This window comes from Pseudomonas sp. SDO5271_S396, from assembly GCF_054071795.1.
The window spans coordinates 41,975-66,991 of the sequence record NZ_JBSVWB010000013.1 but is presented as its reverse complement, the minus strand read 5'-3'; the positions used below and the strand labels follow the sequence as shown (position 1 = coordinate 66,991).

Below are 25,017 nucleotides of genomic sequence, written 5' to 3'. Positions count from 1 at the left end.
CAAAAAATTGCGGGTTGTCGGAGAGAGAAGGTCATGAGCCAGGGTATTGAGTTCAATCGGTTGATGTTGGATATGCGCTCCATGCAAATGGATGCCATGAGTCAGCCGAAATCCGTCGCACAAGCGCCGGAATTGGGCCAAAGCAGTTTTGCCGACATGCTGGGCCAGGCCATCAACAAGGTCAGTGATACCCAGCAAGCCTCCAGCCAGTTGGCCAACGCCTTCGAGATCGGTAAAAGCGGCGTCGACCTCACCGATGTGATGATCGCCTCGCAAAAAGCCAGCGTTTCCTTCCAGGCCTTGACCCAGGTGCGCAACAAGTTGGTTCAGGCCTATCAAGACATCATGCAGATGCCGGTTTAAGGACGAGATTTAAGTCATGGCAGAAGCAGTCGTGGACAACGTACCCGCCAAGGCAGAAGGCAAGCCGCCGCTGTTTGGCCTGTCGTTCCTGGAAAACCTCTCCGAAATGACCATGCTGCGTCAGGTGGGCCTGTTGGTCGGCCTGGCGGCGAGCGTGGCGATTGGTTTTGCCGTGGTGCTGTGGTCGCAGCAACCCGATTACCGGCCGCTGTACGGCAGCCTGGCGGGCATGGACTCCAAGGCGATCATGGAAACCCTGGCCGCCGCTGACATTGCCTACACCGTAGAGCCCAACTCCGGGGCGCTGCTGGTCAAGGCCGATGACGTGGCCCGTGCGCGCATGAAGCTGGCCGCCGCCGGCGTGACCCCGTCGGACGCCAATATCGGTTTCGAAATCCTCGACAAGGACCAGGGCCTGGGTACCAGCCAGTTCATGGAAGCCACCCGTTACCGCCGTGGCCTGGAAGGTGAACTGGCACGGACCATCTCCAGCCTCAACAACGTCAAGGGTGCCCGCGTGCACCTGGCCATCCCGAAAAGCTCGGTGTTTGTGCGCGACGAGCGCAAGCCGAGCGCTTCGGTGCTGGTCGAGCTGTTCGCTGGCCGCTCCCTGGAGCCCGGCCAGGTGCTGGCGATCATCAACCTGGTGGCCACCAGCGTTCCCGAGCTGAGCAAGTCGCAGATCACCGTGGTGGACCAGAAGGGCAACCTGCTGTCCGACCAGGCCGAGAACTCCGCGCTGACCCAGGCCGGCAAGCAGTTCGACTACAGCCGTCGCATGGAAAGCATGCTCACCCAGCGCGTGCATAACATTCTGCAACCGGTGCTCGGCAACGACCGCTACAAGGCCGAAGTGTCGGCGGACGTCGACTTCAGCGCCGTCGAGTCCACCTCCGAACAGTTCAACCCGGACCAGCCTGCGCTGCGCAGCGAGCAGTCCACCAACGAACAACGCACCGCCAGCAATGGCCCGCAAGGTGTGCCGGGTGCCCTGAGCAACCAGCCGCCGACCCCGGCCTCCGCGCCGCAGACCACCGGTGGCGCCACTGCGTCCGCCGGTGCCGTGCAGCCTGGCCAGCCATTGCTCGACGCCAACGGCCAGCAGATCATGGACCCGGCCACCGGCCAGCCGATGCTCGCGCCGTACCCGTCGGACAAGCGTAACCAGTCCACCAAGAACTTCGAGCTGGACCGTTCCATCAGCCATACCAAGCAGCAGCAGGGCCGTATCAATCGCCTGTCGGTGTCGGTGGTGGTCGATGATCAGGTCAAGGTCAACCCGGCGGACGGCGCCGTTACCCGTGCCCCGTGGAGTGCCGACGAATTGGCGCGCTTCACCCGCCTGGTGCAGGACGCCGTCGGTTTCGACGCCAGCCGTGGCGACAGCGTGAGTGTGATCAACATGCCGTTCTCCGCCGAGCGCGGCGAAGTGATTGCCGACCCGGCGTTCTACACCCAGCCGTGGTTCTGGGACATCGTCAAGCAAGTGCTGGGCGTGTTGTTCATCCTGGTGCTGGTGTTCGGCGTGCTGCGCCCGGTGCTCAACAACATCACCGGCCATGGCAAGAAACAGCTGGCCCTGGCCGGCGGCGACGTCGAGCTGGGTGGCATGGGCGGCCTGGATGGCGAGCTGGCCAACGACCGCGTGAGCCTCGGCGGACCGCAAAGCATCCTCTTGCCAAGCCCGAGCGAAGGCTATGACGCTCAGCTGAACGCAATCAAGAGTCTGGTGGCAGAAGACCCGGGCCGTGTGGCCCAGGTCGTGAAAGAGTGGATCAACGCAGATGAGTGATAATCGAGCCGCTGTTGCCAAGCTCACCAAGGTCGACAAAGCCGCAGTCCTGCTGCTGTCCCTCGGTGAAACCGACGCCGCCCAAGTGCTGCGCCACATGGGCCCCAAAGAGGTCCAGCGCGTGGGCGTGGCCATGGCGCAGATGCGCAATGTGCACCGCGAGCAGGTCGAGCAGGTGATGAGCGAGTTCGTCGAGATCGTCGGCGACCAGACCAGCCTGGGCGTCGGCTCCGACAGCTACATCCGCAAGATGCTCACCTCGGCCCTGGGCGAAGACAAGGCCAACGGCCTGATCGACCGCATTCTACTGGGCGGCAACACCAGCGGCCTGGACAGCCTCAAGTGGATGGAGCCGCGCGCCGTGGCCGACGTGATCCGCTACGAACACCCGCAGATCCAGGCGATCGTGGTGGCGTACCTGGACCCGGACCAGGCCGGCGAGGTGCTTGGCCACTTCGACCATAAAGTGCGCCTGGACATCATCCTGCGTGTCTCGTCGCTGAACACCGTGCAGCCGGCGGCCCTCAAGGAACTCAACACGATTCTGGAGAAGCAGTTCTCCGGCAACTCCAATGCCTCGCGCACCACCCTGGGTGGCATCAAGCGTGCGGCGGATATCATGAACTTCCTCGACAGCTCGGTCGAAGGCCAGCTTATGGATTCGATCCGCGAAATCGACGACACCCTGTCGGTGCAGATCGAAGACCTCATGTTCGTGTTCAACAACCTGTCCGATGTCGATGACCGGGGCATCCAGGCGTTGCTGCGCGAAGTGTCCTCCGACGTGCTGGTGCTGGCGCTCAAGGGCTCCGACGAGAACGTCAAGGAAAAGATCTTCAAGAACATGTCCAAGCGTGCGTCCGAACTGTTGCGCGACGACCTGGAGGCCAAGGGCCCGGTGCGCGTCAGCGACGTGGAAACCGCACAGAAGGAAATCCTTACTATTGCCCGCCGTATGGCCGAAGCCGGAGAAATCGTTCTCGGCGGGAAGGGCGGCGAAGAAATGATCTAAGGCGCCACGCATGTCGAACAAAGATGAGGCGCCCAGCGATGTGATTCGCGCGCGGGATGTCGGCGGGTTCGACATCTGGTCGTTGCCCAGTTTCGATCCCCACGTGCCGGAGCCTGAGCCTGAGCCGGTCGAAGAGCCTCCGGTGGAAATCGAAGAAGTGCCGCTGGAGGAAGTCCAGCCACTGACCCTCGAAGAGTTGGAGGCTATCCGCCAGGAGGCGTACAACGAAGGCTTTGCCGCTGGCGAAAAGGACGGCTTTCGCAGCACCACCCTCAAGGTGCGCCAGGAAGCCGAGGCCGCGCTGAGCGTCAAGCTGGCCAGCCTGGAGCGTTTGATGGGCGGGCTGTTCGACCCGATTGCCGAGCAGGATTCGCAGATCGAAAAAGCCATGGTCGGCCTGGTGCAGCACATCGCTCGCCAGGTGATCCAGCGCGAGTTGCTGATGGACTCCAGCCACCTCGAAAGCGTGATGCGCGAAGCCCTCAAGTTGCTGCCGCTGGGCGTCGGCAATGTGCGCCTGTACATCAACCCTCAGGATTTCGAACAGGTCAAAAGCCTGCGCGAGCGCCATGAAGAAACCTGGCGCATCGTCGAGGACGCGTCCCTGCAACCGGGCGGATGCCGCGTCGAGACCGAGCACAGTCGCATCGACGCCACGGTGGAAACCCGTATCAGCCAGATCATGGCCAAGCTTTTCGATCAACTGCACGAGCAGGCCCTGCACCCGGCGGAGCCTGACCTGAGCGTTGAGCTGGACGCTCCCGATGCGCCTTGATCGCACCAGCTTCGCCAAGCGCCTGGGCGGTTACGTTGAGGCCACCGAGCTGCCTGGCCAGCCAATTCTCGAAGGGCGCCTGCTGCGTATGGTCGGCCTGACGCTCGAAGCCGAAGGCCTGCGCGCCGCCATGGGCAGCCGTTGCATGGTGATCAACGATGACAGCTACCACCCGGTGCAGGTCGAGGCCGAGGTGATGGGCTTTTCCGGCAGCAAGATTTTCCTGATGCCCGTGGGCAGCCTGGCGGGTATCGCCCCCGGCGCCCGCGTGGTGCCACTGGCCGATACGGGCCGCCTGCCCATGGGCATGGGCATGCTCGGTCGGGTCCTCGACGGCGCCGGTCGCGCGCTGGACGGCAAGGGCGGCATGAAGGCCGAAGACTGGGTGCCGATGGACGGCCCCACTATCAACCCGCTCAACCGCAACCCCATCAGCGTGCCGCTGGACGTGGGCATTCGCAGCATCAACGGATTATTGACGGTGGGCCGTGGCCAGCGTCTGGGCCTGTTCGCCGGTACCGGTGTGGGTAAGTCGGTATTGCTGGGCATGATGACCCGCTTTACCGAGGCCGACATCATCGTGGTTGGGCTGATCGGCGAACGGGGCCGTGAGGTGAAGGAGTTCATCGAGCACAGCCTCGGTGAAGAAGGTCTGAAGCGTTCGGTGGTAGTGGCTTCGCCAGCCGACGATGCACCGCTGATGCGGTTGCGCGCCGCCATGTACTGCACGCGCATCGCCGAATATTTTCGCGACAAGGGCAAGAACGTCCTGTTGCTGATGGACTCGCTCACGCGTTTCGCCCAGGCCCAGCGGGAAATCGCCCTGGCCATCGGCGAGCCGCCCGCGACCAAGGGTTATCCGCCGTCGGTGTTCGCCAAGCTGCCCAAGCTGGTGGAGCGTGCCGGTAATGCCGAGGCCGGCGGGGGCTCGATCACCGCGTTCTACACCGTGTTGTCCGAGGGCGATGACCAGCAGGACCCCATCGCCGACTCGGCGCGGGGCGTACTTGACGGCCACATTGTGTTGTCGCGGCGCCTGGCCGAGGAGGGGCATTACCCGGCCATCGATATCGAAGCGTCCATCAGCCGGGTGATGCCGTCGGTGGTCACGCCGGAGCACATGATCCGTGCGCAGCAGTTCAAGCAACTGTGGTCGCGCTATCAACAAAGCCGCGACCTGATCAGCGTCGGTGCCTACGTGGCCGGCGGTGACCGTGAGACCGACCTGGCGATTGCCCTGCAGCCGCAACTGGTGACCTACCTGCGCCAGGGCCTCAACGACAAGATCGGCATGGGGGAAAGCGAGGCGCACCTGCAATCGATCTTCGCCCCGGCGCCAGGGGGTTAAGCCATGGCCAACAGCCGTTCCGCGCGCCTGGCCCCCGTGGTGGACATGGCCGAAAAAGCCGAAAAGACCGCCGTGCAACGCCTGGGATATTTCCAGGGGCAAGTACGCCTGGCGGAAAGCAAGCTGGGTGACCTGGAGCGCTTTCGCGGCGAATACCAGCAGCAGTGGATAGAGCGCGGCAGCAAAGGTGTATCCGGCCAATGGCTGATGGGCTATCAGGGCTTTCTCAATCAGCTGGAAACCGCTGTGGGCCAGCAACGCCAAAGCCTGGCCTGGCACCAGAACAACCTCGACAAGGCGCGCGAGAGCTGGCAGGCGGCGTTCGCCCGGGTCGAAGGCTTGCGCAAACTGGTGCAGCGCTATATCGACGAAGCGCGAGCCATCGAAGACAAGCGCGAACAGAAATTGCTCGACGAACTCTCCCAGCGCCTGCCACGCAAAGACGTCTATTGAAAGTTGCCCGCAGCTCCTTCTCCTGCTAAACCTTGTCTCATTGCCAATGACACGGAAGCAGTTGCATGTCAGTCGAGTCGGAAGTATCCCTGGATGGGAAGAAGTTGACGATCGCGGTCAAGGGCCGGTTTGATTTCAGCAGTCACCAGCACTTTCGTGAAGTCTACGAACGCATCTACCCCAAGCCCGACGCCATTGTGGTAGACCTCAAGGAGGCCACCTACCTCGACAGTTCCGCCCTCGGCATGTTGCTGCTGCTGCGTGACCATGCCGGGGGCGACGATGCCGATATCCGCGTGATCAACAGCAACTCCGATGTGCGCAAGATCCTCGGCATTTCCAATTTCGACAAACTGTTCGACATCAGTTGAGCGCCCTGGCCCCGGTCCTTGAGCCGCTGACGATCCTGATCGCCGAAGACAGCGCCGCCGACTTGTTGTTGCTGTCGACCATCGTGCGGCGCCAGGGCCACCAGGTGCTCACCGCCAGCAACGGTGCGCAAGCGGTGGAGGTGTTCACGCGCGAGCGTCCGCAATTGGTCTTGATGGACGCGCTGATGCCGGTGATGGACGGTTTTGAAGCCGCACGGCAGATCAAGCAACTGGCGGGTGAAGCGCTGGTGCCGATCATCTTTCTGACCTCGTTGCGCGAGAGCGAAGCCCTGGCCCAATGCCTGGATGCCGGCGGTGACGACTTCCTGCCCAAACCCTATAACCAACTGATTCTGGCCGCGAAGATCAACGCGATGGACCGCCTGCGTCGCTTGCAGGCCACGGTGTTGCAGCAACGTGACCTGATCGCGCGGCACCATGACTATCTTTTGCATGAGCAGCGCGTGGCCAAGGCCGTGTTCGACAAAGTCGCCCACTCCGGGTGTATCAACGCCGCGCCGAATATCCGCTACCTGCAATCGCCCTACGCGCTGTTCAACGGCGACCTGTTGCTGGCTGCCTACACGCCCTCGGGCGACATGCACGTGCTGCTCGGTGATTTCACCGGCCACGGCTTGCCGGCGGCGGTGGGGGCGATGCCGCTGGCCGAGGTGTTCTACGGCATGACCGCCAAGGGCTATGGCCTGGCGCAGCTCTTGCGGGAGATGAATGCCAAGCTCAAGCGCATCCTGCCGGTGGACATGTTCTGCTGCGCCACCTTGTTGTGCCTGAGTGCCCAGCGGCGGGTGGTCGAGGTGTGGAATGGCGGCATGCCCGATGGCTATGTGCATGAGGTCGCCAGCGGCAAGCGCACGCCGTTGGCATCAAGGCACTTGCCGCTGGGCGTGCTCTCGGCGGAAGCCTTTGATGACCGCACTGAAGTCTGGCCCATGGCCTTGGGCGATCGGGTGTTTCTGTTGTCCGATGGCGTGCTGGACACCGCTGACGCCAATGATCAGCTGTTTGGCGCCGAACGGTTGCAGCAGGTGTTTGCCGCCAATCGCGAGCCCGACCGCCTGTTCGAAGACATCGAACAGGCCCTGGCCGCGTTTCGTGGTGAGGCCCGGGATGACGTGAGCATGGTGGAAGTCACCCTGCAACCCGGCCAATCGCTGCGGGCCACGGAGCCGTTGTATGCCGACAGCGGCCAGTCGTGCCCGCTGGACTGGTCAGTGAGCTTTGAGTTTCGCGCCGAAACCCTCAAGCGTTACAACCCGTTGCCGTACCTGTTGCAATTGTTGCTGGAAATTCACGGCCTGCGAGAGCAGAGCGGGGCGCTCTACAGTGTGATGGCCGAACTGTATTCCAATGCCCTGGAGCATGGCGTGCTGGGCCTGGACTCCCGGCTCAAGCGCGATGCCCAGGGGTTTGCCCGCTATTACCGCCAGCGCAACGAGCGCCTGGCGAGTTTGAACAGCGGCTATGTGCGGGTGCATGTGCAGGTGGTGCCGACCGACATGGGCGGCAACCTGACCTTGCGCATTGAAGACAGTGGCCCGGGGTTCGACGTGGAACACGTATTGGCCCGTCCGCTGGATATCGACCGTCTGTCTGGTCGGGGGTTGAGCCTGGTGCGCCAGCTGAGCAGCGATGTACGTTGGTCTGACGGCGGGCGCAGTGTCTGCGTGGAGTTTTCCTGGGAGGCTCTGGCATAATCCGCCGATTCTTGATCAAGGAGCGAGCAAGTGGTTGAGACTCATCTGGACCCTGGCGTGTTGTCGGGTTTGCAGGAGGTCATGGAAGGCGAGTATCCCAAGTTGCTCGATACCTTTCTCGATGACTCCCAGAAGCGTGTCGAGGCCCTGCGCAAGGCGCGGGGCGATGCCACGACATTGGGGCGGATCGCCCATAGCTTCAAGGGCAGCAGCGGCAACCTCGGTGCATTGCGCTTGGCGGAGTTGTGTCGGCGTCTGGAGGTTGAGTCTGCCGGGGCGGCGGTGGATCTTGGGAAGCTGGTGGATCAGATTGATCGTGAGTTTGCGGTGGTGAAGCGGTTGTATGAGACGGAGCGCCAGCGGTTTCGGATTTGATTGCGTGTAGATCCGTTTCTGCGGTAACGGCGGCCTGGTAGCCGACCGCTCCCACAATTTGGATCTCCTGTATCAAGCAGATATCAATCTGCTCTGGCTCTGTTTTTGATCTGGGCGCCCCATCAAACAACGGATCTGCACACAAAACCGAAAGCTGGCCCAACTCTTGCTCTACCTCCTGATACTGCATCCTCGATCCCTATGCAGTGGAGACCTTTACCTATGCCAGTCGCCCCGAATTCGCTCCTTCAGGCTGCCCCTGCGGCCAAGCCTCAAGCGCCCGCTGCTACTCCTCAGGTAGCGGCTGCGGACCCCCGGGACAAGGGCCCGGCCTTCGCTCAGGTGTTCGCCAACCAGGCCTCGAAACCTTCGGTCAAGACCGATGACAACTCGGCCAAGCCCACGCGGGACAAGGCTTCCGACGCCAGCGCCAAACCTGCTGCCGGCAACGACAAGTCTGCCGCCAGCGCGCCAGCGGTTGCCGATAGCGGCAATACCTTGCCTGCCAACCCGCCGGCCACGCCGCCTGCCAAATCCGATGACAGCGCCAGTTCCGATGACGATGCCTCGGTGGACCCGACCCTGGCGCAACAGCCGCCGACGGACCCGGTGGTCGACCCGGCGCTGATCGCCACGGTCGCCCCGGTGGCGGTGCCGGTCCCCGCGCCGGTGGAAACCCCTGCGCCGGTGGCAGCCAAGGATGACAAGGCTGCGCCACCGGTTGCCGCTGCGCCGGTTGTGGCGACCGAGCCGGCCAAGCCCGAGTTCGATCCGCAAGCCGACCCGCTGGACGCCATGCCGGCGGTGCGTCTGGCGATGGAGCAGGGTGGGCATGTGTCGGCCAGCAGCCAGACTCCGCCGAAAACCGCGCCAGCGCCGACCCAGGATCAACCGACCGCCGCGCAGAATTTCGCCGCCGGCCTAGCCAATATGGTTGACCAGCAAGCCGCCAAGGACAGCACTGACACGGGCGGCGACAAGGCGTTCGGCAGTCTGATCGAGGATGGCCTCAAGGACTTGAAGGGCGCGAGCAGCGACACCCGTGTCGATGACTTCGCCAACCGTCTGGCCGCGTTGACCCAGGCCGCCACGCCGAAAACCGCCAACGCCTTGCCGCCGGTGATGAATGCACCGTTGGCCATGCACCAGAGCGGCTGGACCGACGAGGTGGTCAACCGCGTCATGTACCTCTCCAGTGCCAACCTCAAGTCGGCGGAAATCCAGCTGCAGCCGGCCGAACTCGGGCGCCTGGATATCAAGGTCAACATGAGCGCCGATCAGCAGGCCCAGGTCAATTTCATGAGCGCCCACCCGGTGGTGCGTGAAGCCCTGGAAAGCCAGTCGGGGCGCCTGCGGGAAATGTTCGCCCAGCAGGGCATGGGGCAGGTGGACGTCAATGTGTCTGACCAGTCCCGTGGGCAGGAGCAACAACAACAGCAGCAGGCGCAGACCGCGGGTGTCAGCCGCAGCAGCGGGCGTGGCGGTGATAGCGACGCGGGCGCCCATGTTGAGGTGGCTGAAGCTGTAGCGCCCGTGACCTCGACGGTGATCGGCTCCAGTGCGGTGGATTACTACGCCTGATTCCAGTCAAAGCACGGTCAGTGTGGGAGCTGGCTTGTCGGGTCGCCGCATCGCTGCGATAGCGGTGTATCAGCGGCAGAGATGCCAACTGGCCCACCGCTATCGCAGGCAAGCCAGCTCCCACAGTTGATTTGTGGTGTGCCTCCTTACCCGATAGCCAGACAACTCTGGCATAACACTTGCTCTTGCCTTTCCGTAGATCTATGAATCCCCGAATAGTGACGGATTATTGGCATGGCGAAGAGCGACGACGCAGCAAAAGCACCCGCGGGCAAGGGCAAGCTCAAGCTTATCCTGTTGATTGTGTTGGGCCTTATCCTGGCCATCGGCGCCTCGGTCGGTGGCACCTGGTACATCATGCACAGCAGTGCAAGCAAACCGGCACCTGCCGCCGAAACCGCCACTAACGTCAAGCAACCGGCTATCTTTGAGCCGATGCTGCCGGCCTTTGTCGCCAACTTCACTCAGAACGGTCGTCAACGCTACTTGCAGGTGAGCATCACCTTGCTGGCGCGTAACCAGTCGGACCTGGATGCCCTCAAGGTGCACATGCCGGTGATCCGCAACAACCTGGTCATGCTGTTCTCCGGACAAAGCTTCGACAGCCTGGCCACGCCGGTGGGCCAGGAAATGCTGCGCCAGAAGGTCACTGCCAGCGTGCAGGAAGTGGCCCAGAAAGAGCTCGGCAAAGTCGTGGTCGAACAGGCGCTCTTCACTAACTTCGTATTGCAGTAGGATCACGACATGGCCGTGCAAGACCTGCTGTCCCAGGATGAAATCGACGCACTGCTGCATGGTGTCGACGATGGTCTGGTACAGACCGAAATGGCTGCCGAACCCGGCAGTGTCAAAAGTTATGACCTCACCAGTCAGGATCGCATCGTCCGTGGACGCATGCCGACCCTGGAAATGATCAACGAGCGTTTCGCCCGCTACACCCGTATCAGCATGTTCAACATGCTGCGCCGCTCGGCGGACGTGGCGGTGGGCGGCGTGCAGGTGATGAAGTTCGGTGAATACGTGCACTCGCTGTACGTGCCCACCAGCCTCAACCTGGTCAAGATCAAGCCCCTGCGCGGCACCGCGTTGTTCATCCTCGACGCCAAGCTGGTGTTCAAGCTGGTGGACAACTTCTTCGGCGGCGATGGCCGTCACGCCAAGATCGAAGGCCGCGAATTCACCCCCACCGAACTGCGGGTCGTGCGCATGGTGCTGGAACAGGCCTTCATCGACTTGAAGGAAGCCTGGCAGGCGATCATGGAGGTCAATTTCGAGTACATCAACTCGGAAGTGAACCCGGCCATGGCCAACATCGTCGGTCCCAGCGAAGCCATCGTGGTCTCCACCTTCCATATCGAACTCGATGGTGGTGGCGGCGACCTGCACGTGACCATGCCGTACTCGATGATCGAGCCGGTGCGCGAAATGCTCGACGCCGGTTTCCAGTCGGACCTGGACGACCAGGACGAGCGCTGGGTCAAGGCCCTGCGCGAAGACCTGCTGGACGTCGACGTCCCCCTGAGCGCCACGGTGGCCCGTCGCCAATTGCGCCTGCGCGATATCTTGCACATGCAGCCGGGGGATGTGATCCCGGTCGAACTGCCGGAAGAACTGATCATGCGCGCCAACGGCGTGCCGTCGTTCAAGGTCAAGCTGGGTTCCCACAAGGGCAACCTGGCGTTGCAGGTGGTCGAGCCGATCAACCGACGCTAGTCACACCGCTTGATGCCACCCTATTTATGAATGTTTGCTTCGCCGAGGACATGTAATGGCTACCGAACACGAAAACACTTCCGCTGAAGACCAGGCCCTGGCTGACGAGTGGGCAGCGGCACTGGAAGAGACCGGCGACGCCAGCCAGGACGATATCGACGCACTGCTGGCTGCCGATGCAGCCACCGCGCCAGTGGGCAACCGCCTGGCGATGGAAGAATTCGGCAGCGTGCCGAAGAACAACGACCCGGTGAGCCTCGATGGCCCTAACCTGGACGTGATCCTGGATATTCCGGTGTCCATTTCCATGGAAGTGGGCAGCACCGAAATCAACATTCGCAACCTGCTGCAGCTCAACCAGGGGTCGGTGATCGAGCTGGATCGCCTGGCCGGTGAGCCGTTGGACGTGCTGGTCAACGGCACCCTGATTGCCCACGGCGAAGTGGTGGTGGTCAACGAGAAGTTCGGCATCCGCCTGACTGACGTGATCAGCCCCAGCGAACGCATCAAGAAGTTGCGCTGATATGCGGCGCTTGATGGTAGGACTGTTGGTCGCACTGCCATTGGACGTATTGGCGGCGGAACCGGTGGCCCAGGCGGCGGCCGCAGCGGCGCCGAGCGGCAGCGGCATCGGTGGGCAACTGACTCAGTTGGTGCTGGGGTTGTTGCTGGTGGTGGGCCTGATCTTCGTGCTGGCCTGGCTGATGCGTCGCGTGCAGCGGGTTGGCCCGGGTAATGGCCAGGTGATCGAAATGATCGGCGCCCGTGCCCTCGGCCCGCGTGACCGGCTGGTGCTGGTGCAGGTGGGCGAGGAGCAGATCCTGCTGGGCATCACCCCAGGCCGCATCACGCCGCTGCATGTGCTCAAGACCCCGGTGGAAGTGGCCCAGTCCCAGGCCGCCACGCCGGAATTCGCCCAGCGCCTGATGGAGTTGCTGGGCAAGGATCAGAAGGATAAGAAGTAATGCGCGTTTTATTGACGCTCATGCTGTTGCTGGCGGCGCCGCTGGCGTTCGGCGCCGACCCGCTGTCGATCCCGGCGATCACCCTGGGCACCAACGCGCAGGGCGCCCAGGAGTATTCGGTCAGCCTGCAGATCCTGCTGATCATGACCGCGCTGAGTTTTATCCCGGCGTTCGTCATGCTGATGACCAGCTTCACGCGGATCATCATTGTGTTCTCGATCCTGCGTCAGGCCCTGGGCCTGCAACAGACGCCGTCGAACCAGATCCTCACCGGCATGGCGCTGTTTCTGACCCTATTCATCATGGCGCCGGTGTTCGACAAGGTGAACCAGCAAGCCCTGCAACCCTACCTGGCGGAAAAAATCACCGCCCAGGAAGCCATCGACAAAGCCCAGGGCCCGGTCAAGGATTTCATGCTGTCGCAGACCCGCTCCAGCGACCTCGAGCTGTTCATGCGCCTGTCCAAGCGCACCGACATCGCCACGCCGGACCAGGCACCGTTGACCATTCTGGTTCCGGCGTTCGTCACCTCCGAGCTGAAAACTGCGTTTCAGATCGGCTTCATGATCTTCATCCCGTTCCTGATCATCGACCTGGTGGTGGCCAGTGTGCTGATGGCCATGGGGATGATGATGCTGTCGCCGCTGATCATTTCATTGCCGTTCAAGATCATGCTGTTTGTGCTGGTGGATGGCTGGGCGCTGATTATCGGCACCCTGGCCAGCAGCTTCGGCGGGGTATAGCGCGATGACACCAGAAGTTGCGGTCGACCTGTTCCGTGAAGCGTTGTGGCTGACCACCATGATGGTGGCCGTGCTGGTGGTGCCCAGCCTGTTGGTGGGCCTGCTGGTGGCGATGTTCCAGGCCGCGACCCAGATCAACGAACAGACCCTGAGCTTTCTGCCGCGCCTGCTGGTGATGCTGGTCACGCTGATCGTGGCCGGCCCCTGGCTGGTGCAGACTTTCATGGAATACATCCTGCAGTTGTACGGCAGTATTCCGCAGTTGATCGGCTGACCCGATGCAATCCGTGCTCGCATTGACCGACACCCAGATCAGTACCTGGGTGGCGTCCTTCATCCTGCCGATGTTTCGTGTCACGGCGGTGCTGATGACCATGCCGGTATTCGGTACCACCCTGGTGCCGCGGCGTATCCGCCTGTATTTCGCGTTTGCCATCACGGTGGTGATCGTGCCCGGATTGCCGCCCATGCCGCCGGTGAACGCCCTGGACCTCAGCGCACTGATGCTGATTGCCGAACAGATCCTGATCGGCGCGCTGCTGGGCTTTTCCCTCACGTTGTTTTTCCAGGCGTTCGTGATCGCCGGGCAAATCATTTCGATCCAGATGGGCATGGGCTTCGCGTCCATGGTCGACCCCACCAACGGCGTGTCGGTGGCGGTGATCGGGCAGTTCCTGACCATGTTGGTGACCTTGCTGTTCCTGTCGATGAACGGCCACCTGGTGATGTTCGAGGTGCTGACGGAGAGCTTTACCACCCTGCCGGTAGGCTCCGGGTTGGTGGTCAACCATTTCTGGGAGCTGGTCGGGCGCCTCAGTTGGGTGCTCGGCGCTTCGTTACTGCTGGTGTTGCCGGCGATCACCGCGCTGCTGGTAGTCAACATTGCCTTTGGCGTGATGACCCGCGCGGCGCCGCAACTGAACATCTTCTCCATAGGCTTCCCCCTGACCCTCGTATTGGGCATGGGGATTCTCTGGGTCAGCCTGGCTGACATTCTCAATCAGTATCAACCGCTGGCGACCGACGCCTTGCAGTTTTTGCGTGATCTGGCACGGGCGCGCTGAGCCATGGCCGAGAGCGAGAGTGGTCAGGACAAAACAGAAGACCCCACGGAGAAACGCAAAAAGGACTCCAGGGAAAAGGGCGAGATCGCGCGTTCCAAAGAGCTCAATACCGTTGCGGTGATGCTGGCCGGTGCCGGTGCCTTGCTGATTTACGGTGGCGGCCTCGCGCTGGATCTGATGGAGCTGATGAAGCACAACTTCGCCTTGCCCCGTGACGTGCTGCTCAACCCGGGCACCATGGGCCAGTACCTGATGCACTCGGGCAAGATCGCGATTCTGGCGGTGCAACCGATCCTGATTCCCCTGTTGCTGGCCGCCCTGATCGGACCGGTGTCCCTTGGCGGCTGGTTGTTCGCAGCCGGCAGCATGGCGCCCAAATTCAGCCGCCTGAACCCGGGGGCGGGGCTCAAGCGGATGTTTTCCGCCAAGGCGCTGGTGGAGCTGCTCAAGGCGCTGGCCAAGTTCATCCTGGTGCTGTTCGTGGCGCTGATGGTGTTGTCGTCGGACATCGACGACCTGTTGCGCATCGCCCATGAGCCGCTGGAGTCGGCGATCATTCACAGCGTGCAGCTGGTGGGCTGGAGCTCGCTGTGGATGGCGGCCGGGCTGATCATCATCGCGGCGGTGGATGCACCGATCCAGCTGTGGGAAAGCCACAAAAAACTGCTGATGACCAAGCAGGAAGTGCGTGACGAACACAAGGACCAGGAAGGTCGCCCCGAGGTCAAGCAGCGCATTCGCCAGCTCCAGCGAGAAATGTCCCAGCGCAAGATGATGGCCTCGGTGCCCGACGCCGATGTGGTCATCACCAACCCGACCCACTACGCCGTGGCCCTCAAGTACGACCCGGAAAAGGGCGGGGCGCCGATGCTGCTGGCCAAGGGCGCCGACTTCACCGCGCTGAAAATCCGCGAAATCGCCGTGGCCAACGACATCCTGCTGCTGGAGTCGCCGGCGCTGGCGCGGTCGATCTACTACTCCACCGACCTGGACCAGGAAATCCCCGCCGGTCTGTACCTGGCCGTGGCCCAGGTGCTGGCGTATGTCTATCAGATCCGCCAATACCGTGCAGGCAAGGGCAAGCGCCCGGATCCGCTCAAAGACCTGCCGATCCCGCCTGACCTGCGCCGCGATTCCTGAGGCTTTTTGACGCCTTTGCGTGCTGTCAAATTGACACCGTGCCATTTATCCGAAAATCCCCGAGACCTGTCAACTCTGACAGTAGCCAGCATCGCTCGCTCGCGATTCCATGGCGCTATGGACTGCGCAGAAGTGGTTAAAAGATGCAGAGGAATGGTGGATGGAAGCTGTGACGGGCACGGTCAGCTGTTATTGCCGGGCAACCGGCAAGGGCTGGATTGCACTGGATAATGGGGAAGACTGCGTGCAAGTGGATCTCATCAGCTCGCGCGGGATCTGGCTCAGAAAGGGCCTGCGAGTGCGACTGGGGAGAATCAACCGCCGCGAGGGTGTGTTTGCGGTCAACATCACGCTTATCTAGCGGCGGATGTGTCGCCGTCTTCGCAGGCAAAGCTCCCACAAGCGGCGCGATGTCCCTGGTGGCAGCGTTCTTCCAGCCACTGCCAATCCCCTGTGGGAGTTGTCGAGCCCCGGCGAGGCTACGAAGGCGGTGGGTCAGGCAGCCTCGTTGTCAGCTGTGCCGCCCCGGAAACAACGGGTTCCGATCTGAAGAGCAAAAGTTGGAAGGCTTCTTGCAATAGCGCCTCCAGGACGCTTCTCGGCGTCAAAAGTTTGCTTCAAGGACACGAGGAATACCGGTGGAACGTTCTCAAATGCTCAGCACGGCCCGTGGCACCCTGACTGACCTCTCGCGGGGCAATCTGGGTGTGCCGCTGTTGTTGCTGGTCATGCTGGCAATGATGATGTTGCCGATGCCGCCGTTCCTGCTGGACGTATTCTTCACGTTCAACATTGCCCTGTCTGTCGTGGTGCTGCTGGTGTGTGTGTACGCCCTGCGGCCGCTGGACTTTGCGGTATTCCCCACGATCCTTCTGGTGGCGACCCTGCTGCGTCTGGCGCTGAACGTGGCGTCCACCCGCGTGGTCATGCTCCACGGCCAGGACGGCCACGCCGCCGCCGGTAAGGTGATCCAGGCCTTCGGTGAGGTGGTGATCGGCGGCAACTACGTGGTCGGTATCGTGGTGTTCGCCATCCTGATGATCATCAACTTCGTCGTGGTGACCAAGGGTGCCGGGCGGATCTCCGAGGTGAGCGCGCGGTTTACCCTCGATGCGATGCCCGGCAAGCAGATGGCAATCGACGCCGACCTCAACGCTGGTCTTATCGACCAGAACCAGGCCAAGGCCCGTCGCGCGGAAGTGGCCCAGGAAGCCGAGTTCTACGGTTCCATGGACGGTGCCAGCAAATTCGTGCGTGGTGACGCCATTGCCGGTCTGTTGATTCTGTTCATCAACCTGATCGGCGGCATGGCGGTCGGTATCTTCCAGCACGGCATGACCTTCGGCGATGCGGGCAAGGTGTACGCCTTGCTGACCATCGGTGACGGTTTAGTGGCGCAATTGCCATCACTGTTGTTATCGACAGCGGCGGCGATCATGGTGACCCGTGCTTCGGGCTCCGAAGACATGGGCAAGCAGATCAGCCGGCAGATGTTCGCATCGCCCAAGGCGCTGGCCGTGGCCGCCGGCATCATGGCAATCATGGGCATCGTGCCGGGCATGCCCCACGTATCGTTCCTCACCATGGCCGCGTTGGCCGGCGGCGCCGCTTACCTGTTCTGGAAGAAGCAGCACGCGATCAAGGTCAAGGCCATGCAAGAGGTTGCACGCCAGCAGGAGCTGCTGCCGTCGCCGGCCCGCGCCCAGGAAACCAAGGAGTTGGGCTGGGACGACGTAACCCCGATCGACATGATCGGTCTGGAAGTGGGCTATCGCCTGATTCCGCTGGTGGACCGCAACCAGGGCGGCCAATTGCTCGCGAGGATCAAGGGGGTGCGCAAGAAATTGTCGCAGGACCTGGGCTTCCTGATGCCCACCGTGCACATTCGCGACAACCTCGACCTGGCCCCCAGCGCCTATCGCCTGACCCTGATGGGGGTGATCCTGGCCGAAGCCGAGATCTACCCGGACCGCGAGCTGGCGATCAACCCGGGCCAGGTGTTCGGCAGCCTGAACGGCATTACCGCCAAAGATCCGGCTTTTGGCCTGGACGCGGTCTGGATCGAAATCAGCCAGCGCAGCCAGGCGCAGTCCCTGGGTTACACCGTGGTGGACGCCAGTACCGTGGTGGCCACGCACCTCAACCAGATTCTCTACAAGCACTCCCACGAGCTGATCGGCCACGAGGAAGTCCAGCAATTGATGGGCTTGCTCGGCAAAGCCTCGCCAAAACTCGCCGAAGAGCTGGTGCCGGGCGTGCTCACGCTGTCGCAGTTGCTCAAGGTGCTGCAAGCCTTGCTGGCCGAACAGGTGCCGGTACGCGACATTCGCAGCATTGCCGAGGCCATCGCCAACAATGCCGCCAAGAGTCAAGATACTGCCGCTCTGGTGGCGGCGGTGCGCGTCGGCTTGTCCCGCGCAATCGTGCAAAGCATTGTAGGGCTTGACTCCGAGCTGCCTGTGATCACCCTGGAACCCAGGTTGGAACAAATATTGCTCAATAGTATCCAGAAGGCAGGACAAGGCCAGGAAGAGGGCGTTCTGCTGGAGCCAAGCATGGCCGAGAAGCTGCAGCGTTCGTTGATCGACGCCGCGCAACGCCAGGAAATGCAGGGCCAACCGGTGATTCTGCTGGTGGCGGGCCCCGTCCGGGCGATGTTGTCGCGGTTTGGGCGCCTGGCAGTACCGAATTTGCACGTTTTGGCTTATCAGGAAATTCCTGACAACAAGCAAGTGACTATCGTCGCGACAGTAGGGCCCAACGGCTGAGGGTAGTGGGTTATGCAAGTTAAGCGTTTTTTCGCCGCCGATATGCGTCAGGCCATGAAACTGGTGCGTGATGAGCTGGGCGCTGATGCCGCGATCATCGGTAACCGTCGTATTGCCGGCGGTGTGGAGCTGACGGCTGCCCTGGATTACACCCCCCAGGCCCTGGCGCCGCGTGTGCCGAACATGGAACTCGAAGACGAGTTGCGCAAGACCGCTTCGCGCATCGTTTCGGCCCAGGCCGAGTTGAGCATGCGTGGCGACATCGACGCGACCACCAATCGCCAGCTGTTCGCCGGCCTGCCGCTGACTGCTGCCGAGCCGCTGGTGGAACCGACTTTCAAAGAGCCACCGCGTCCCGCCGCGCCTGCCCCCGCGCCGACGGTGGACCCGCGTGTGTTCGACTCGATGCGCTTTGAACTCAACGGCCTGCGCGAGCTGCTGGAAGTGCAACTGGGCTCGCTGGCCTGGACCCAATTGCAAGGCAGCAAACCGCAACAGGCCAACCTGTGGCGCCGCCTGCAACGCATCGGCTTGTCCGGCCCGTTGTCCCGCGACCTGCTGGCGCTGACCACCGAAATCGAAGAACCCCGCCAGGCCTGGCGCATGCTGCTGGCCCATCTGGCGCGGATGATCGTCACCCCGGAAATCGAACCCCTGGAAGAGGGCGGCGTGATCGCCATGGTCGGCCCGGCCGGCATGGGCAAGACCACCACCCTGGCCAAGCTGGCCGCCCGTTATGTGCTCAAGTACGGCGCGCAGAATATCGCGCTGGTGAGCATGGACAGCTACCGTATCGGTGCGCAGGAACAGCTCAAGACCCTGGGGCGCATTCTCAATGTGCCGGTGACCCATGTCGACCCGGGCCAGTCCCTGGCCAATGCCCTCGACCCGCTGCTGCGCAAGCGCGTGGTGCTGATCGACACCGCCGGCCTGCAAGCCAGCGATCCGGCATTGCGCATGCAACTGGAAAGCCTGGCCGGGCGTGGCATCAAGTCGAAAAATTACCTGGTGCTTGCAACCACCAGTCAAAAACAGGTACTTACCGCTGCTTATCACAGCTACAAGCGTTGCGGCCTGGCCGGTTGCATCCTCACCAAGCTCGATGAAACCGCGAGCCTGGGCGAGGTGTTGAGCCTGGCCATCAGCCATGAACTACCGGTCGCCTACCTGACCGACGGGCCGCGGATCCCGGATGATCTGCATCTGCCGCGCCGTCATCAGTTGGTCAGCCGTGCCGTCAGCGTACAAATGCAAGATGAGCCTAGCGAGGAAGCGATGGCCGACATGTTCGCTGATCTGTACCACAGCCCGGCCAAACGGGTGGGCTGAGCACTATGAACACAGTGCAATGTATCTACATCGATGGTCTGCAAGCGATTCACGCGGCCAAGCCATGTAGCCTGCGTCTAAGCAAGACAAGGTAAAGAAATAAAATGGGCAGCATGCATCCCGTACAGGTGATCGCGGTGACCGGCGGCAAAGGTGGCGTCGGGAAAACTAACGTGTCAGTGAATTTGTCCCTGGCGCTGGCAGAGCTTGGCCGTCGCGTCATGCTGCTGGACGCTGACCTGGGGCTGGCGAACGTCGACGTTCTGCTGGGACTGACGCCCAAACACACCCTTGCCGATGTGATCGAAGGGCGCTGCGAGCTGCGCGATGTGCTGCTCCAGGGCCCTGGCGGCATTCGTATCGTGCCGGCGGCCTCCGGCACCCAGAGCATGGTGCACCTGAGTCCGGCGCAGCATGCCGGCCTGATCCAGGCGTTCAGCGATATCGGTGACAACCTGGATGTGCTGGTGATCGACACCGCTGCCGGGATCGGCGAGTCCGTGGTCAGCTTCGTGCGCGCCGCCCAGGAAGTGTTGCTGGTGGTGTGCGATGAGCCCACTTCGATCACCGACGCCTACGCCCTGATCAAACTGCTCAACCGTGACTACGGCATGAACCGCTTCCGTGTGCTCGCCAACATGGCCCAGAGCCCGCAGGAAGGTCGCAACCTGTTCGCCAAATTGACCAAGGTCACGGACCGCTTTCTCGATGTCGCCCTACAATACGTCGGCGCTGTGCCCTACGACGAGTGTGTGCGCAAGGCTGTGCAGAAGCAGCGTGCAGTCTACGAAGCGTTTCCCCGCTCCAAGTGCGCGCTGGCGTTCAAGGCGATTGCCCAGAAGGTCGATACCTGGCCGTTGCCTGCCAACCCGCGCGGGCATCTGGAGTTTTTCGTCGAGCGATTGGTGCATCAGACGAGCGCAGGACCCGTGCTATGACAGCGACTGGCTACAACGCGTACAAGAAGTCTGCCCGTGACAGCCAAGGCGAGTTGATCGAGCGCTATGCGCCGCTGGTCAAGCGTATCGCCTACCACTTGCTGGCGCGCCTGCCTGCCAGCGTCCAGGTCGAAGACCTGATCCAGGCGGGCATGATCGGCCTGCTCGAAGTGTCGACCAAATACGACGCGAGCAAGGGTGCGAGTTTCGAGACCTATGCGGGTATTCGCATCCGTGGCGCGATGCTCGATGAAGTGCGCAAGGGCGATTGGGCGCCGCGTTCGGTGCACCGCAATACGCGCATGGTCAGTGATGCAATTCGCGCAATTGAAGCAAAAACCGGCCGTGACGCTAAAGATCATGAAGTTGCTGCCGAACTCCAATTGAGTCTCGACGATTACTACGGGATTTTGAACGATACCTTGGGCAGCCGCCTGTTCAGTTTCGACGACCTGTTGCAGGACGGCGAACACGAAGGGCTGCACGAGGACGGCGCGAGTGCTCATCTTGAGCCGTCGCGCGACCTGGAAGACGAACGCTTCCAGGGCGCGCTGGCGGACGCGATTGCCAATTTGCCGGAGCGTGAGCGGCTGGTGTTGGCGCTGTACTACGACGAAGAGCTGAACCTCAAGGAAATCGGTGAGGTCCTGGGGGTCAGCGAATCGCGGGTCAGCCAGTTGCATAGCCAGTGCGCCGCCCGTTTGCGGGGGCGTCTGGGAGAGTGGCGAGCGCGCTGACAGGCAGTGTTGGGGAGCACTGCAGACGAGGCCGTGAGGGGCGTTGACCTTTGCGGGACCGACCCGTGGTGCCACCGGCAGTCCTTTTTGTGTAATGCCTGTTGATTGAAATGGCGCGTCCAGGTGCTGGGCGCGTTTAAGACTGCTTGGAGGTCGAATTGGACAAGAACATGAAAATCCTCATCGTTGATGACTTTTCAACGATGCGGCGGATCATAAAAAACCTGTTGCGTGACCTGGGGTTCACAAACACGGTCGAGGCGGATGACGGCATTACGGCGATTCCGATCCTCAACAGCGGGAGCATCGACTTTCTGGTAACCGACTGGAACATGCCAGGCATGACCGGCATCGATCTGCTGCGCCACGTGCGCGCCGACGAAAAACTGCGCAGCCTTCCCGTGCTGATGGTGACCGCCGAAGCCAAGCGTGAACAGATCATCGAAGCCGCCCAGGCCGGGGTAAACGGTTACGTGGTCAAACCATTCACCGCATTGGCGCTGAAAGAGAAGATCGAAAAAATCTTCGAACGCATCGGTAACTGATGCTGCCACGGGGGAGCTATGGAGCATAACGAAACGTCACAGGGAGACTTCGAGTCGACCCTGAAAAAACATGCTCACCAGTTGGTCGAGAGCCTTGAAAAAGGTCAGTTCGGCGATGCGGTGCAGTTGATCCATGAGCTCAACCAGACCCGTGACCGTGGCCTGTACCAGGAAGTGGGCAAGCTCACGCGCGAGCTGCACAGTGCGATCGTCAATTTCCACATTGACCCGCACATGCCCCAGGCTGAAGAGATTTCGCAGATTACCGATGCCACCGAGCGCCTGTCCTATGTGGTCAGGCTGACCGAGGCGGCGGCCAATCGCACCATGGACCTGGTGGAAAACGCCACGCCCCTGGTCAGCGGCATGGCCAGCGAAGCCCAGGCCCTCAGCGCTGACTGGGGCCGCTTCATGCGCCGCGAAGTCGGGGCGGAAGAGTTCCGCGAGTTGGCCCGTCGGATTGAAGCGTTCCTGTCACGCAGCGAGCAGGAAAACCGTACGGTTTCCAGCAACCTCAATGACATTCTGCTGGCCCAGGATTACCAGGACCTCACCGGTCAGGTGATCAAGCGCGTGACCCAACTGGTCACCGAAGTGGAAAGCAACTTGCTCAAATTGGTGCTCATGGCCGGCCAGGTCGACCGTTTCGCGGGGATCGAACATGACCGCGCAGCGATCCTCTCGGAAAAAGATCCACAAAAACATCTCGCCAAGGGTGAAGGTCCGCAGATTCATGCCGATAAACGTGAAGACGTTGTATCGGGTCAGGATGATGTCGATGACCTGTTATCCAGTTTAGGCTTTTAGGTCCTGATAGCGGCAAATGACGGTCGCGCCGGGCCCCGCAAGGCGCAAGGCTAGGCATGAGGAGAGAGGTTTGGTTTTTCCAAATGAACGACGAATAACGACGGCTTGCGCCTTGCGGGGCCCGGCCCTCCGGGTTGGAGCTGTGAGCGCGCCATGCTGCGTTGCGGAACTTGGCAAGGAAACAACCCTTGCCCGCGTTCCGCGCCTTGCCTGGCCCGCTCACAGCTCCAACGCGATCCGTCATTTGCCGCTATCAGGACCTAAAGGAGCACCCACATGAGCTTCGGCGCCGATGAAGAGATCCTTCAGGATTTCCTTGTAGAGGCCGGCGAAATCTTGGAGCAGTTGTCCGAGCAACTGGTCGAGCTGGAAAGCCGACCGGATGATGCGAACCTGCTCAATGCAATTTTTCGCGGTTTTCACACTGTAAAAGGGGGCGCCGGCTTCCTCCAGCTCCATGAGCTGGTGGAGTGCTGCCACATCGCCGAGAACGTGTTCGACATCCTGCGCAAGGGTGAGCGTCACGTCGACTCGGAATTGATGGACGTAATTCTCGAAGCGCTGGACGCCGTCAATGGCATGTTCGGCCAAGTGCGCGAACGCGCGCCGATTACTCCCGCCACTCCGGAACTGCTGGCCGCCCTGGCGCGCTACGCCGAACCGGCCGATCCGTCGGCGGCGCCGGTGGCTGAAGCGGCGCCCGAGCCTGTGGCCGCGCCTGAGCCGGATGTGACCGACAGCGAGTTCGAACAACTGCTCAACTCCCTCAGTGCGGTCAAGGCCGAAGCTGAAGCGCCGGCGGCGCCGGTGGCTGCGCCCGCCAGCGAAGATATCACCGACGCCGAGTTCGAATCCCTGCTCGATCAATTGCACGGCAAAGGCCAATTCGCCGCCGATGCAGTGGCACCGGCTGCGGTGGAACCGCCGGCGCCTGCCGCCACGGCGAGCACCGACATTACCGACGACGAATTCGAAGCCTTGCTGGACCAGTTGCACGGCAAAGGCACCTTTGCGGCCGATGCACTGCCGGCGGTCGCTGCCACGGCGGCACCGGCTGCTGCGCCTGCTGCTGCGCCTGCGGACGATGGCCTGATCAGTGATCAGGAGTTCGAGTCCCTGCTGGATGAGCTGCACGGCAAGGGCAAGTTCTCTGAAGTCGCCCCGGCTGCCGCCGTGGCGACGGCGGCACCGGTGGCGGCCAAAGCCGCTGCGCCAGCGGCCAAGACCGCACCGGCCCCCGCCGCAGCAGTGGCTCCAGCCCGCGCTGCGCCGGCACCGGTGGCCGAAAAACCGGTCAGCGAAGCCGAGACCACCGTGCGGGTCGATACCGCGCGACTGGACGACATCATGAACATGGTCGGCGAACTGGTGCTGGTGCGTAACCGCCTGGTGCGCCTGGGCCTGAGCAGCGCCGATGAGGCGATGCAAAAAGCCGTGTCGAACCTCGACGTGGTCACCGCCGACCTGCAAACCGCGGTGATGAAGACGCGGATGCAGCCGATCAAGAAAGTCTTCGGTCGTTTCCCGCGCCTGGTTCGCGACCTGGCGCGCCAGCTCAAGAAAGAAATCAACCTGGAACTGGTGGGTGAAGAAACCGACCTCGACAAAAACCTTGTCGAGGCCCTGGCCGACCCGCTGGTCCACTTGGTGCGCAACGCGGTCGACCACGGTGTCGAAACCCCGGAGGAACGCGAAGCCGCCGGCAAGTCCCGCAACGGCAAAGTGGTATTGGCGGCCGAGCAAGAGGGCGACCATATCCTGTTGTCGATCACCGATGACGGCAAGGGCATGGACCCGACCATCCTGCGTAACATCGCGGTCAAGCGTGGTGTGATGGACAAGGATGCCGCCGACCGTCTTACCGACACCGAGTGCTACAACCTGATCTTCGCTCCGGGCTTCTCGACCAAGACCGAGATTTCCGACGTGTCCGGCCGTGGTGTGGGCATGGACGTGGTGAAGACCAAGATCAGCCAGCTCAACGGCTCGATCAACATTTACTCGACCAAGGGCCAGGGCTCGAAGATCGTCATCAAGGTGCCGTTGACCCTGGCGATCATGCCGACCCTGATGGTGATGCTGGGCAACCAGGCGTTCGCCTTCCCGCTGGTCAACGTCAACGAGATCTTCCACCTCGACCTGTCGCGCACCAACGTGGTGGACGGCCAGGAGGTGGTGATCGTGCGCGACAAGGCGTTGCCTCTGTTCTACCTCAAGCGCTGGCTGGTGGCATCGGCCAAGCATGAAGAGCAGCGCGAAGGCCATGTGGTGATTCTCTCCGTGGGCACCCAGCGCATCGGCTTTGTCGTCGACCAGTTGGTGGGCCAGGAAGAGGTGGTCATCAAGCCTTTGGGCAAAATGCTGCAGGGAACCCCGGGCATGTCGGGTGCGACCATTACCGGTGACGGTCGGATCGCGCTGATTCTCGATGTTCCGAGCATGCTCAAGCGTTACGCCGCTCGGCGTATTTGATTCTGGTGGGG

At 62.1% G+C, this 25,017-nt stretch carries 26 protein-coding genes; all 26 read left to right on the top strand.

Translation table 11 applies throughout. The annotated features are described in order from the left end of the window. Positions 1 to 33: 33 nt before the first annotated feature. On the top strand, positions 34 to 363 hold the full coding sequence (gene fliE / locus ACW9IN_RS12055) for a flagellar hook-basal body complex protein FliE (RefSeq protein WP_457366076.1): 330 nt from the start codon (positions 34 to 36) through the stop codon (positions 361 to 363). 16 nt (positions 364 to 379) lie between these two features. Further along, positions 380 to 2,155, top strand: a complete 1,776-nt coding sequence (fliF, locus tag ACW9IN_RS12050; protein WP_457366075.1) for a flagellar basal-body MS-ring/collar protein FliF — start codon at positions 380 to 382, stop codon at positions 2,153 to 2,155. After that, the gene (fliG, locus tag ACW9IN_RS12045) at positions 2,148 to 3,167 is read left to right on the top strand and encodes a flagellar motor switch protein FliG (RefSeq protein WP_457366074.1); all 1,020 of its coding nucleotides are present in this window, start codon (positions 2,148 to 2,150) and stop codon (positions 3,165 to 3,167) included. The genes fliF and fliG overlap by 8 nt, the downstream gene beginning before the upstream one ends. Positions 3,168 to 3,177: 10 nt before the next feature. Then, entirely contained in the window at positions 3,178 to 3,942 is a 765-nt protein-coding gene (gene fliH / locus ACW9IN_RS12040) for a flagellar assembly protein FliH (protein WP_457366073.1), read from the top strand. Then, positions 3,932 to 5,290, top strand: coding sequence for a flagellar protein export ATPase FliI (fliI, locus tag ACW9IN_RS12035; RefSeq protein ID WP_457366072.1), 1,359 nt, complete (start codon positions 3,932 to 3,934; stop codon positions 5,288 to 5,290). The genes fliH and fliI overlap by 11 nt, the downstream gene beginning before the upstream one ends. Before the next feature lie 3 nt (positions 5,291 to 5,293). Next, positions 5,294 to 5,743 carry a flagellar export protein FliJ gene (fliJ, locus tag ACW9IN_RS12030; protein ID WP_457366071.1) on the top strand — a complete coding sequence of 150 codons (450 nt, stop codon included), beginning with the start codon at positions 5,294 to 5,296 and terminating at the stop codon, positions 5,741 to 5,743. A 65-nt stretch (positions 5,744 to 5,808) separates the two neighbouring features. Beyond that, positions 5,809 to 6,114, top strand: coding sequence for an STAS domain-containing protein (locus tag ACW9IN_RS12025; protein ID WP_457366070.1), 306 nt, complete (start codon positions 5,809 to 5,811; stop codon positions 6,112 to 6,114). Beyond that, positions 6,111 to 7,829 carry an ATP-binding SpoIIE family protein phosphatase gene (locus ACW9IN_RS12020; RefSeq protein WP_457366069.1) on the top strand — a complete coding sequence of 573 codons (1,719 nt, stop codon included), beginning with the start codon at positions 6,111 to 6,113 and terminating at the stop codon, positions 7,827 to 7,829. Before ACW9IN_RS12025 ends, ACW9IN_RS12020 begins: the two co-directional genes overlap by 4 nt. A gap of 30 nt (positions 7,830 to 7,859) precedes the next feature. After that, positions 7,860 to 8,204, top strand: coding sequence for an Hpt domain-containing protein (locus ACW9IN_RS12015; RefSeq protein ID WP_457366068.1), 345 nt, complete (start codon positions 7,860 to 7,862; stop codon positions 8,202 to 8,204). Positions 8,205 to 8,426: 222 nt separating this feature from the next. After that, entirely contained in the window at positions 8,427 to 9,785 is a 1,359-nt protein-coding gene (locus tag ACW9IN_RS12010) for a flagellar hook-length control protein FliK (RefSeq protein WP_457366067.1), read from the top strand. Positions 9,786 to 10,019: 234 nt separating this feature from the next. After that, positions 10,020 to 10,520, top strand: a complete 501-nt coding sequence (gene fliL / locus ACW9IN_RS12005; protein WP_457366066.1) for a flagellar basal body-associated protein FliL — start codon at positions 10,020 to 10,022, stop codon at positions 10,518 to 10,520. A gap of 9 nt (positions 10,521 to 10,529) precedes the next feature. Then, positions 10,530 to 11,498, top strand: coding sequence for a flagellar motor switch protein FliM (fliM, locus tag ACW9IN_RS12000; protein ID WP_105523143.1), 969 nt, complete (start codon positions 10,530 to 10,532; stop codon positions 11,496 to 11,498). Positions 11,499 to 11,553: 55 nt separating this feature from the next. Next, entirely contained in the window at positions 11,554 to 12,021 is a 468-nt protein-coding gene (gene fliN / locus ACW9IN_RS11995; RefSeq protein ID WP_457366065.1) for a flagellar motor switch protein FliN, read from the top strand. Position 12,022: 1 nt separating this feature from the next. Further along, complete coding sequence (fliO, locus tag ACW9IN_RS11990; RefSeq protein ID WP_457366064.1) at positions 12,023 to 12,463, top strand: flagellar biosynthetic protein FliO; 441 nt, start codon at positions 12,023 to 12,025, stop codon at positions 12,461 to 12,463. Beyond that, entirely contained in the window at positions 12,463 to 13,206 is a 744-nt protein-coding gene (gene fliP / locus ACW9IN_RS11985) for a flagellar type III secretion system pore protein FliP (protein WP_457366063.1), read from the top strand. The genes fliO and fliP overlap by 1 nt, the downstream gene beginning before the upstream one ends. Before the next feature lie 4 nt (positions 13,207 to 13,210). Further along, positions 13,211 to 13,480, top strand: coding sequence for a flagellar biosynthesis protein FliQ (gene fliQ / locus ACW9IN_RS11980; RefSeq protein ID WP_003175300.1), 270 nt, complete (start codon positions 13,211 to 13,213; stop codon positions 13,478 to 13,480). A gap of 4 nt (positions 13,481 to 13,484) precedes the next feature. After that, positions 13,485 to 14,270: a flagellar biosynthetic protein FliR gene (fliR, locus tag ACW9IN_RS11975; RefSeq protein ID WP_457366062.1), complete on the top strand. Its 786-nt coding sequence runs from the start codon at positions 13,485 to 13,487 to the stop codon at positions 14,268 to 14,270. 3 nt (positions 14,271 to 14,273) lie between these two features. Next, a complete protein-coding gene (gene flhB, locus ACW9IN_RS11970) occupies positions 14,274 to 15,410 on the top strand; it encodes a flagellar biosynthesis protein FlhB (protein WP_457366061.1) in 1,137 nt (378 codons plus the stop codon). A gap of 160 nt (positions 15,411 to 15,570) precedes the next feature. Then, positions 15,571 to 15,771 carry a cold-shock protein gene (locus ACW9IN_RS11965; protein WP_457366060.1) on the top strand — a complete coding sequence of 67 codons (201 nt, stop codon included), beginning with the start codon at positions 15,571 to 15,573 and terminating at the stop codon, positions 15,769 to 15,771. 292 nt (positions 15,772 to 16,063) lie between these two features. Beyond that, on the top strand, positions 16,064 to 18,178 hold the full coding sequence (gene flhA, locus ACW9IN_RS11960) for a flagellar biosynthesis protein FlhA (protein WP_457366122.1): 2,115 nt from the start codon (positions 16,064 to 16,066) through the stop codon (positions 18,176 to 18,178). Positions 18,179 to 18,190: 12 nt separating this feature from the next. After that, on the top strand, positions 18,191 to 19,507 hold the full coding sequence (gene flhF / locus ACW9IN_RS11955) for a flagellar biosynthesis protein FlhF (RefSeq protein WP_457366059.1): 1,317 nt from the start codon (positions 18,191 to 18,193) through the stop codon (positions 19,505 to 19,507). Between the two features lie 104 nt (positions 19,508 to 19,611). Then, the gene (gene fleN / locus ACW9IN_RS11950; RefSeq protein WP_003192912.1) at positions 19,612 to 20,445 is read left to right on the top strand and encodes a flagellar synthesis regulator FleN; all 834 of its coding nucleotides are present in this window, start codon (positions 19,612 to 19,614) and stop codon (positions 20,443 to 20,445) included. Continuing rightward, a complete protein-coding gene (gene fliA / locus ACW9IN_RS11945; RefSeq protein WP_135292003.1) occupies positions 20,442 to 21,182 on the top strand; it encodes an RNA polymerase sigma factor FliA in 741 nt (246 codons plus the stop codon). Before fleN ends, fliA begins: the two co-directional genes overlap by 4 nt. A gap of 170 nt (positions 21,183 to 21,352) precedes the next feature. Continuing rightward, positions 21,353 to 21,727: a chemotaxis response regulator CheY gene (locus tag ACW9IN_RS11940; protein ID WP_457366058.1), complete on the top strand. Its 375-nt coding sequence runs from the start codon at positions 21,353 to 21,355 to the stop codon at positions 21,725 to 21,727. Positions 21,728 to 21,745: 18 nt separating this feature from the next. Next, positions 21,746 to 22,534 (top strand): protein phosphatase CheZ, encoded by a 789-nt coding sequence (locus ACW9IN_RS11935; RefSeq protein ID WP_457366057.1) that lies wholly within the window; start codon positions 21,746 to 21,748, stop codon positions 22,532 to 22,534. 276 nt (positions 22,535 to 22,810) lie between these two features. Beyond that, a complete protein-coding gene (locus ACW9IN_RS11930) occupies positions 22,811 to 25,006 on the top strand; it encodes a chemotaxis protein CheA (RefSeq protein ID WP_457366056.1) in 2,196 nt (731 codons plus the stop codon). The last annotated feature ends 11 nt before the right edge of the window (positions 25,007 to 25,017 follow it).

Bases quoted from the DNA above. Each gene is read 5' to 3' on its own strand.
- flhF (WP_457366059.1), top strand. From the start codon at position 18,191: ATGCAAGTTAAGCGTTTTTTCGCCGCCGATATGCGTCAGGCCATGAAA.
- flhA (WP_457366122.1), top strand. From the start codon at position 16,064: ATGCTCAGCACGGCCCGTGGCACCCTGACTGACCTCTCGCGGGGCAAT.
- ACW9IN_RS11930 (WP_457366056.1), top strand. From the start codon at position 22,811: ATGAGCTTCGGCGCCGATGAAGAGATCCTTCAGGATTTCCTTGTAGAG.
- ACW9IN_RS11965 (WP_457366060.1), top strand. From the start codon at position 15,571: ATGGAAGCTGTGACGGGCACGGTCAGCTGTTATTGCCGGGCAACCGGC.
- fliM (WP_105523143.1), top strand. From the start codon at position 10,530: ATGGCCGTGCAAGACCTGCTGTCCCAGGATGAAATCGACGCACTGCTG.
- fleN (WP_003192912.1), top strand. From the start codon at position 19,612: ATGGGCAGCATGCATCCCGTACAGGTGATCGCGGTGACCGGCGGCAAA.
- ACW9IN_RS11940 (WP_457366058.1), top strand. From the start codon at position 21,353: ATGAAAATCCTCATCGTTGATGACTTTTCAACGATGCGGCGGATCATA.
- fliO (WP_457366064.1), top strand. From the start codon at position 12,023: ATGCGGCGCTTGATGGTAGGACTGTTGGTCGCACTGCCATTGGACGTA.
- flhB (WP_457366061.1), top strand. From the start codon at position 14,274: ATGGCCGAGAGCGAGAGTGGTCAGGACAAAACAGAAGACCCCACGGAG.
- fliF (WP_457366075.1), top strand. From the start codon at position 380: ATGGCAGAAGCAGTCGTGGACAACGTACCCGCCAAGGCAGAAGGCAAG.
- fliI (WP_457366072.1), top strand. From the start codon at position 3,932: ATGCGCCTTGATCGCACCAGCTTCGCCAAGCGCCTGGGCGGTTACGTT.
- fliJ (WP_457366071.1), top strand. From the start codon at position 5,294: ATGGCCAACAGCCGTTCCGCGCGCCTGGCCCCCGTGGTGGACATGGCC.
- fliL (WP_457366066.1), top strand. From the start codon at position 10,020: ATGGCGAAGAGCGACGACGCAGCAAAAGCACCCGCGGGCAAGGGCAAG.
- ACW9IN_RS12010 (WP_457366067.1), top strand. From the start codon at position 8,427: ATGCCAGTCGCCCCGAATTCGCTCCTTCAGGCTGCCCCTGCGGCCAAG.
- fliE (WP_457366076.1), top strand. From the start codon at position 34: ATGAGCCAGGGTATTGAGTTCAATCGGTTGATGTTGGATATGCGCTCC.
- ACW9IN_RS11935 (WP_457366057.1), top strand. From the start codon at position 21,746: ATGGAGCATAACGAAACGTCACAGGGAGACTTCGAGTCGACCCTGAAA.
- fliA (WP_135292003.1), top strand. From the start codon at position 20,442: ATGACAGCGACTGGCTACAACGCGTACAAGAAGTCTGCCCGTGACAGC.
- fliR (WP_457366062.1), top strand. From the start codon at position 13,485: ATGCAATCCGTGCTCGCATTGACCGACACCCAGATCAGTACCTGGGTG.
- fliP (WP_457366063.1), top strand. From the start codon at position 12,463: ATGCGCGTTTTATTGACGCTCATGCTGTTGCTGGCGGCGCCGCTGGCG.
- fliH (WP_457366073.1), top strand. From the start codon at position 3,178: ATGTCGAACAAAGATGAGGCGCCCAGCGATGTGATTCGCGCGCGGGAT.
- fliQ (WP_003175300.1), top strand. From the start codon at position 13,211: ATGACACCAGAAGTTGCGGTCGACCTGTTCCGTGAAGCGTTGTGGCTG.
- ACW9IN_RS12025 (WP_457366070.1), top strand. From the start codon at position 5,809: ATGTCAGTCGAGTCGGAAGTATCCCTGGATGGGAAGAAGTTGACGATC.
- fliG (WP_457366074.1), top strand. From the start codon at position 2,148: ATGAGTGATAATCGAGCCGCTGTTGCCAAGCTCACCAAGGTCGACAAA.
- fliN (WP_457366065.1), top strand. From the start codon at position 11,554: ATGGCTACCGAACACGAAAACACTTCCGCTGAAGACCAGGCCCTGGCT.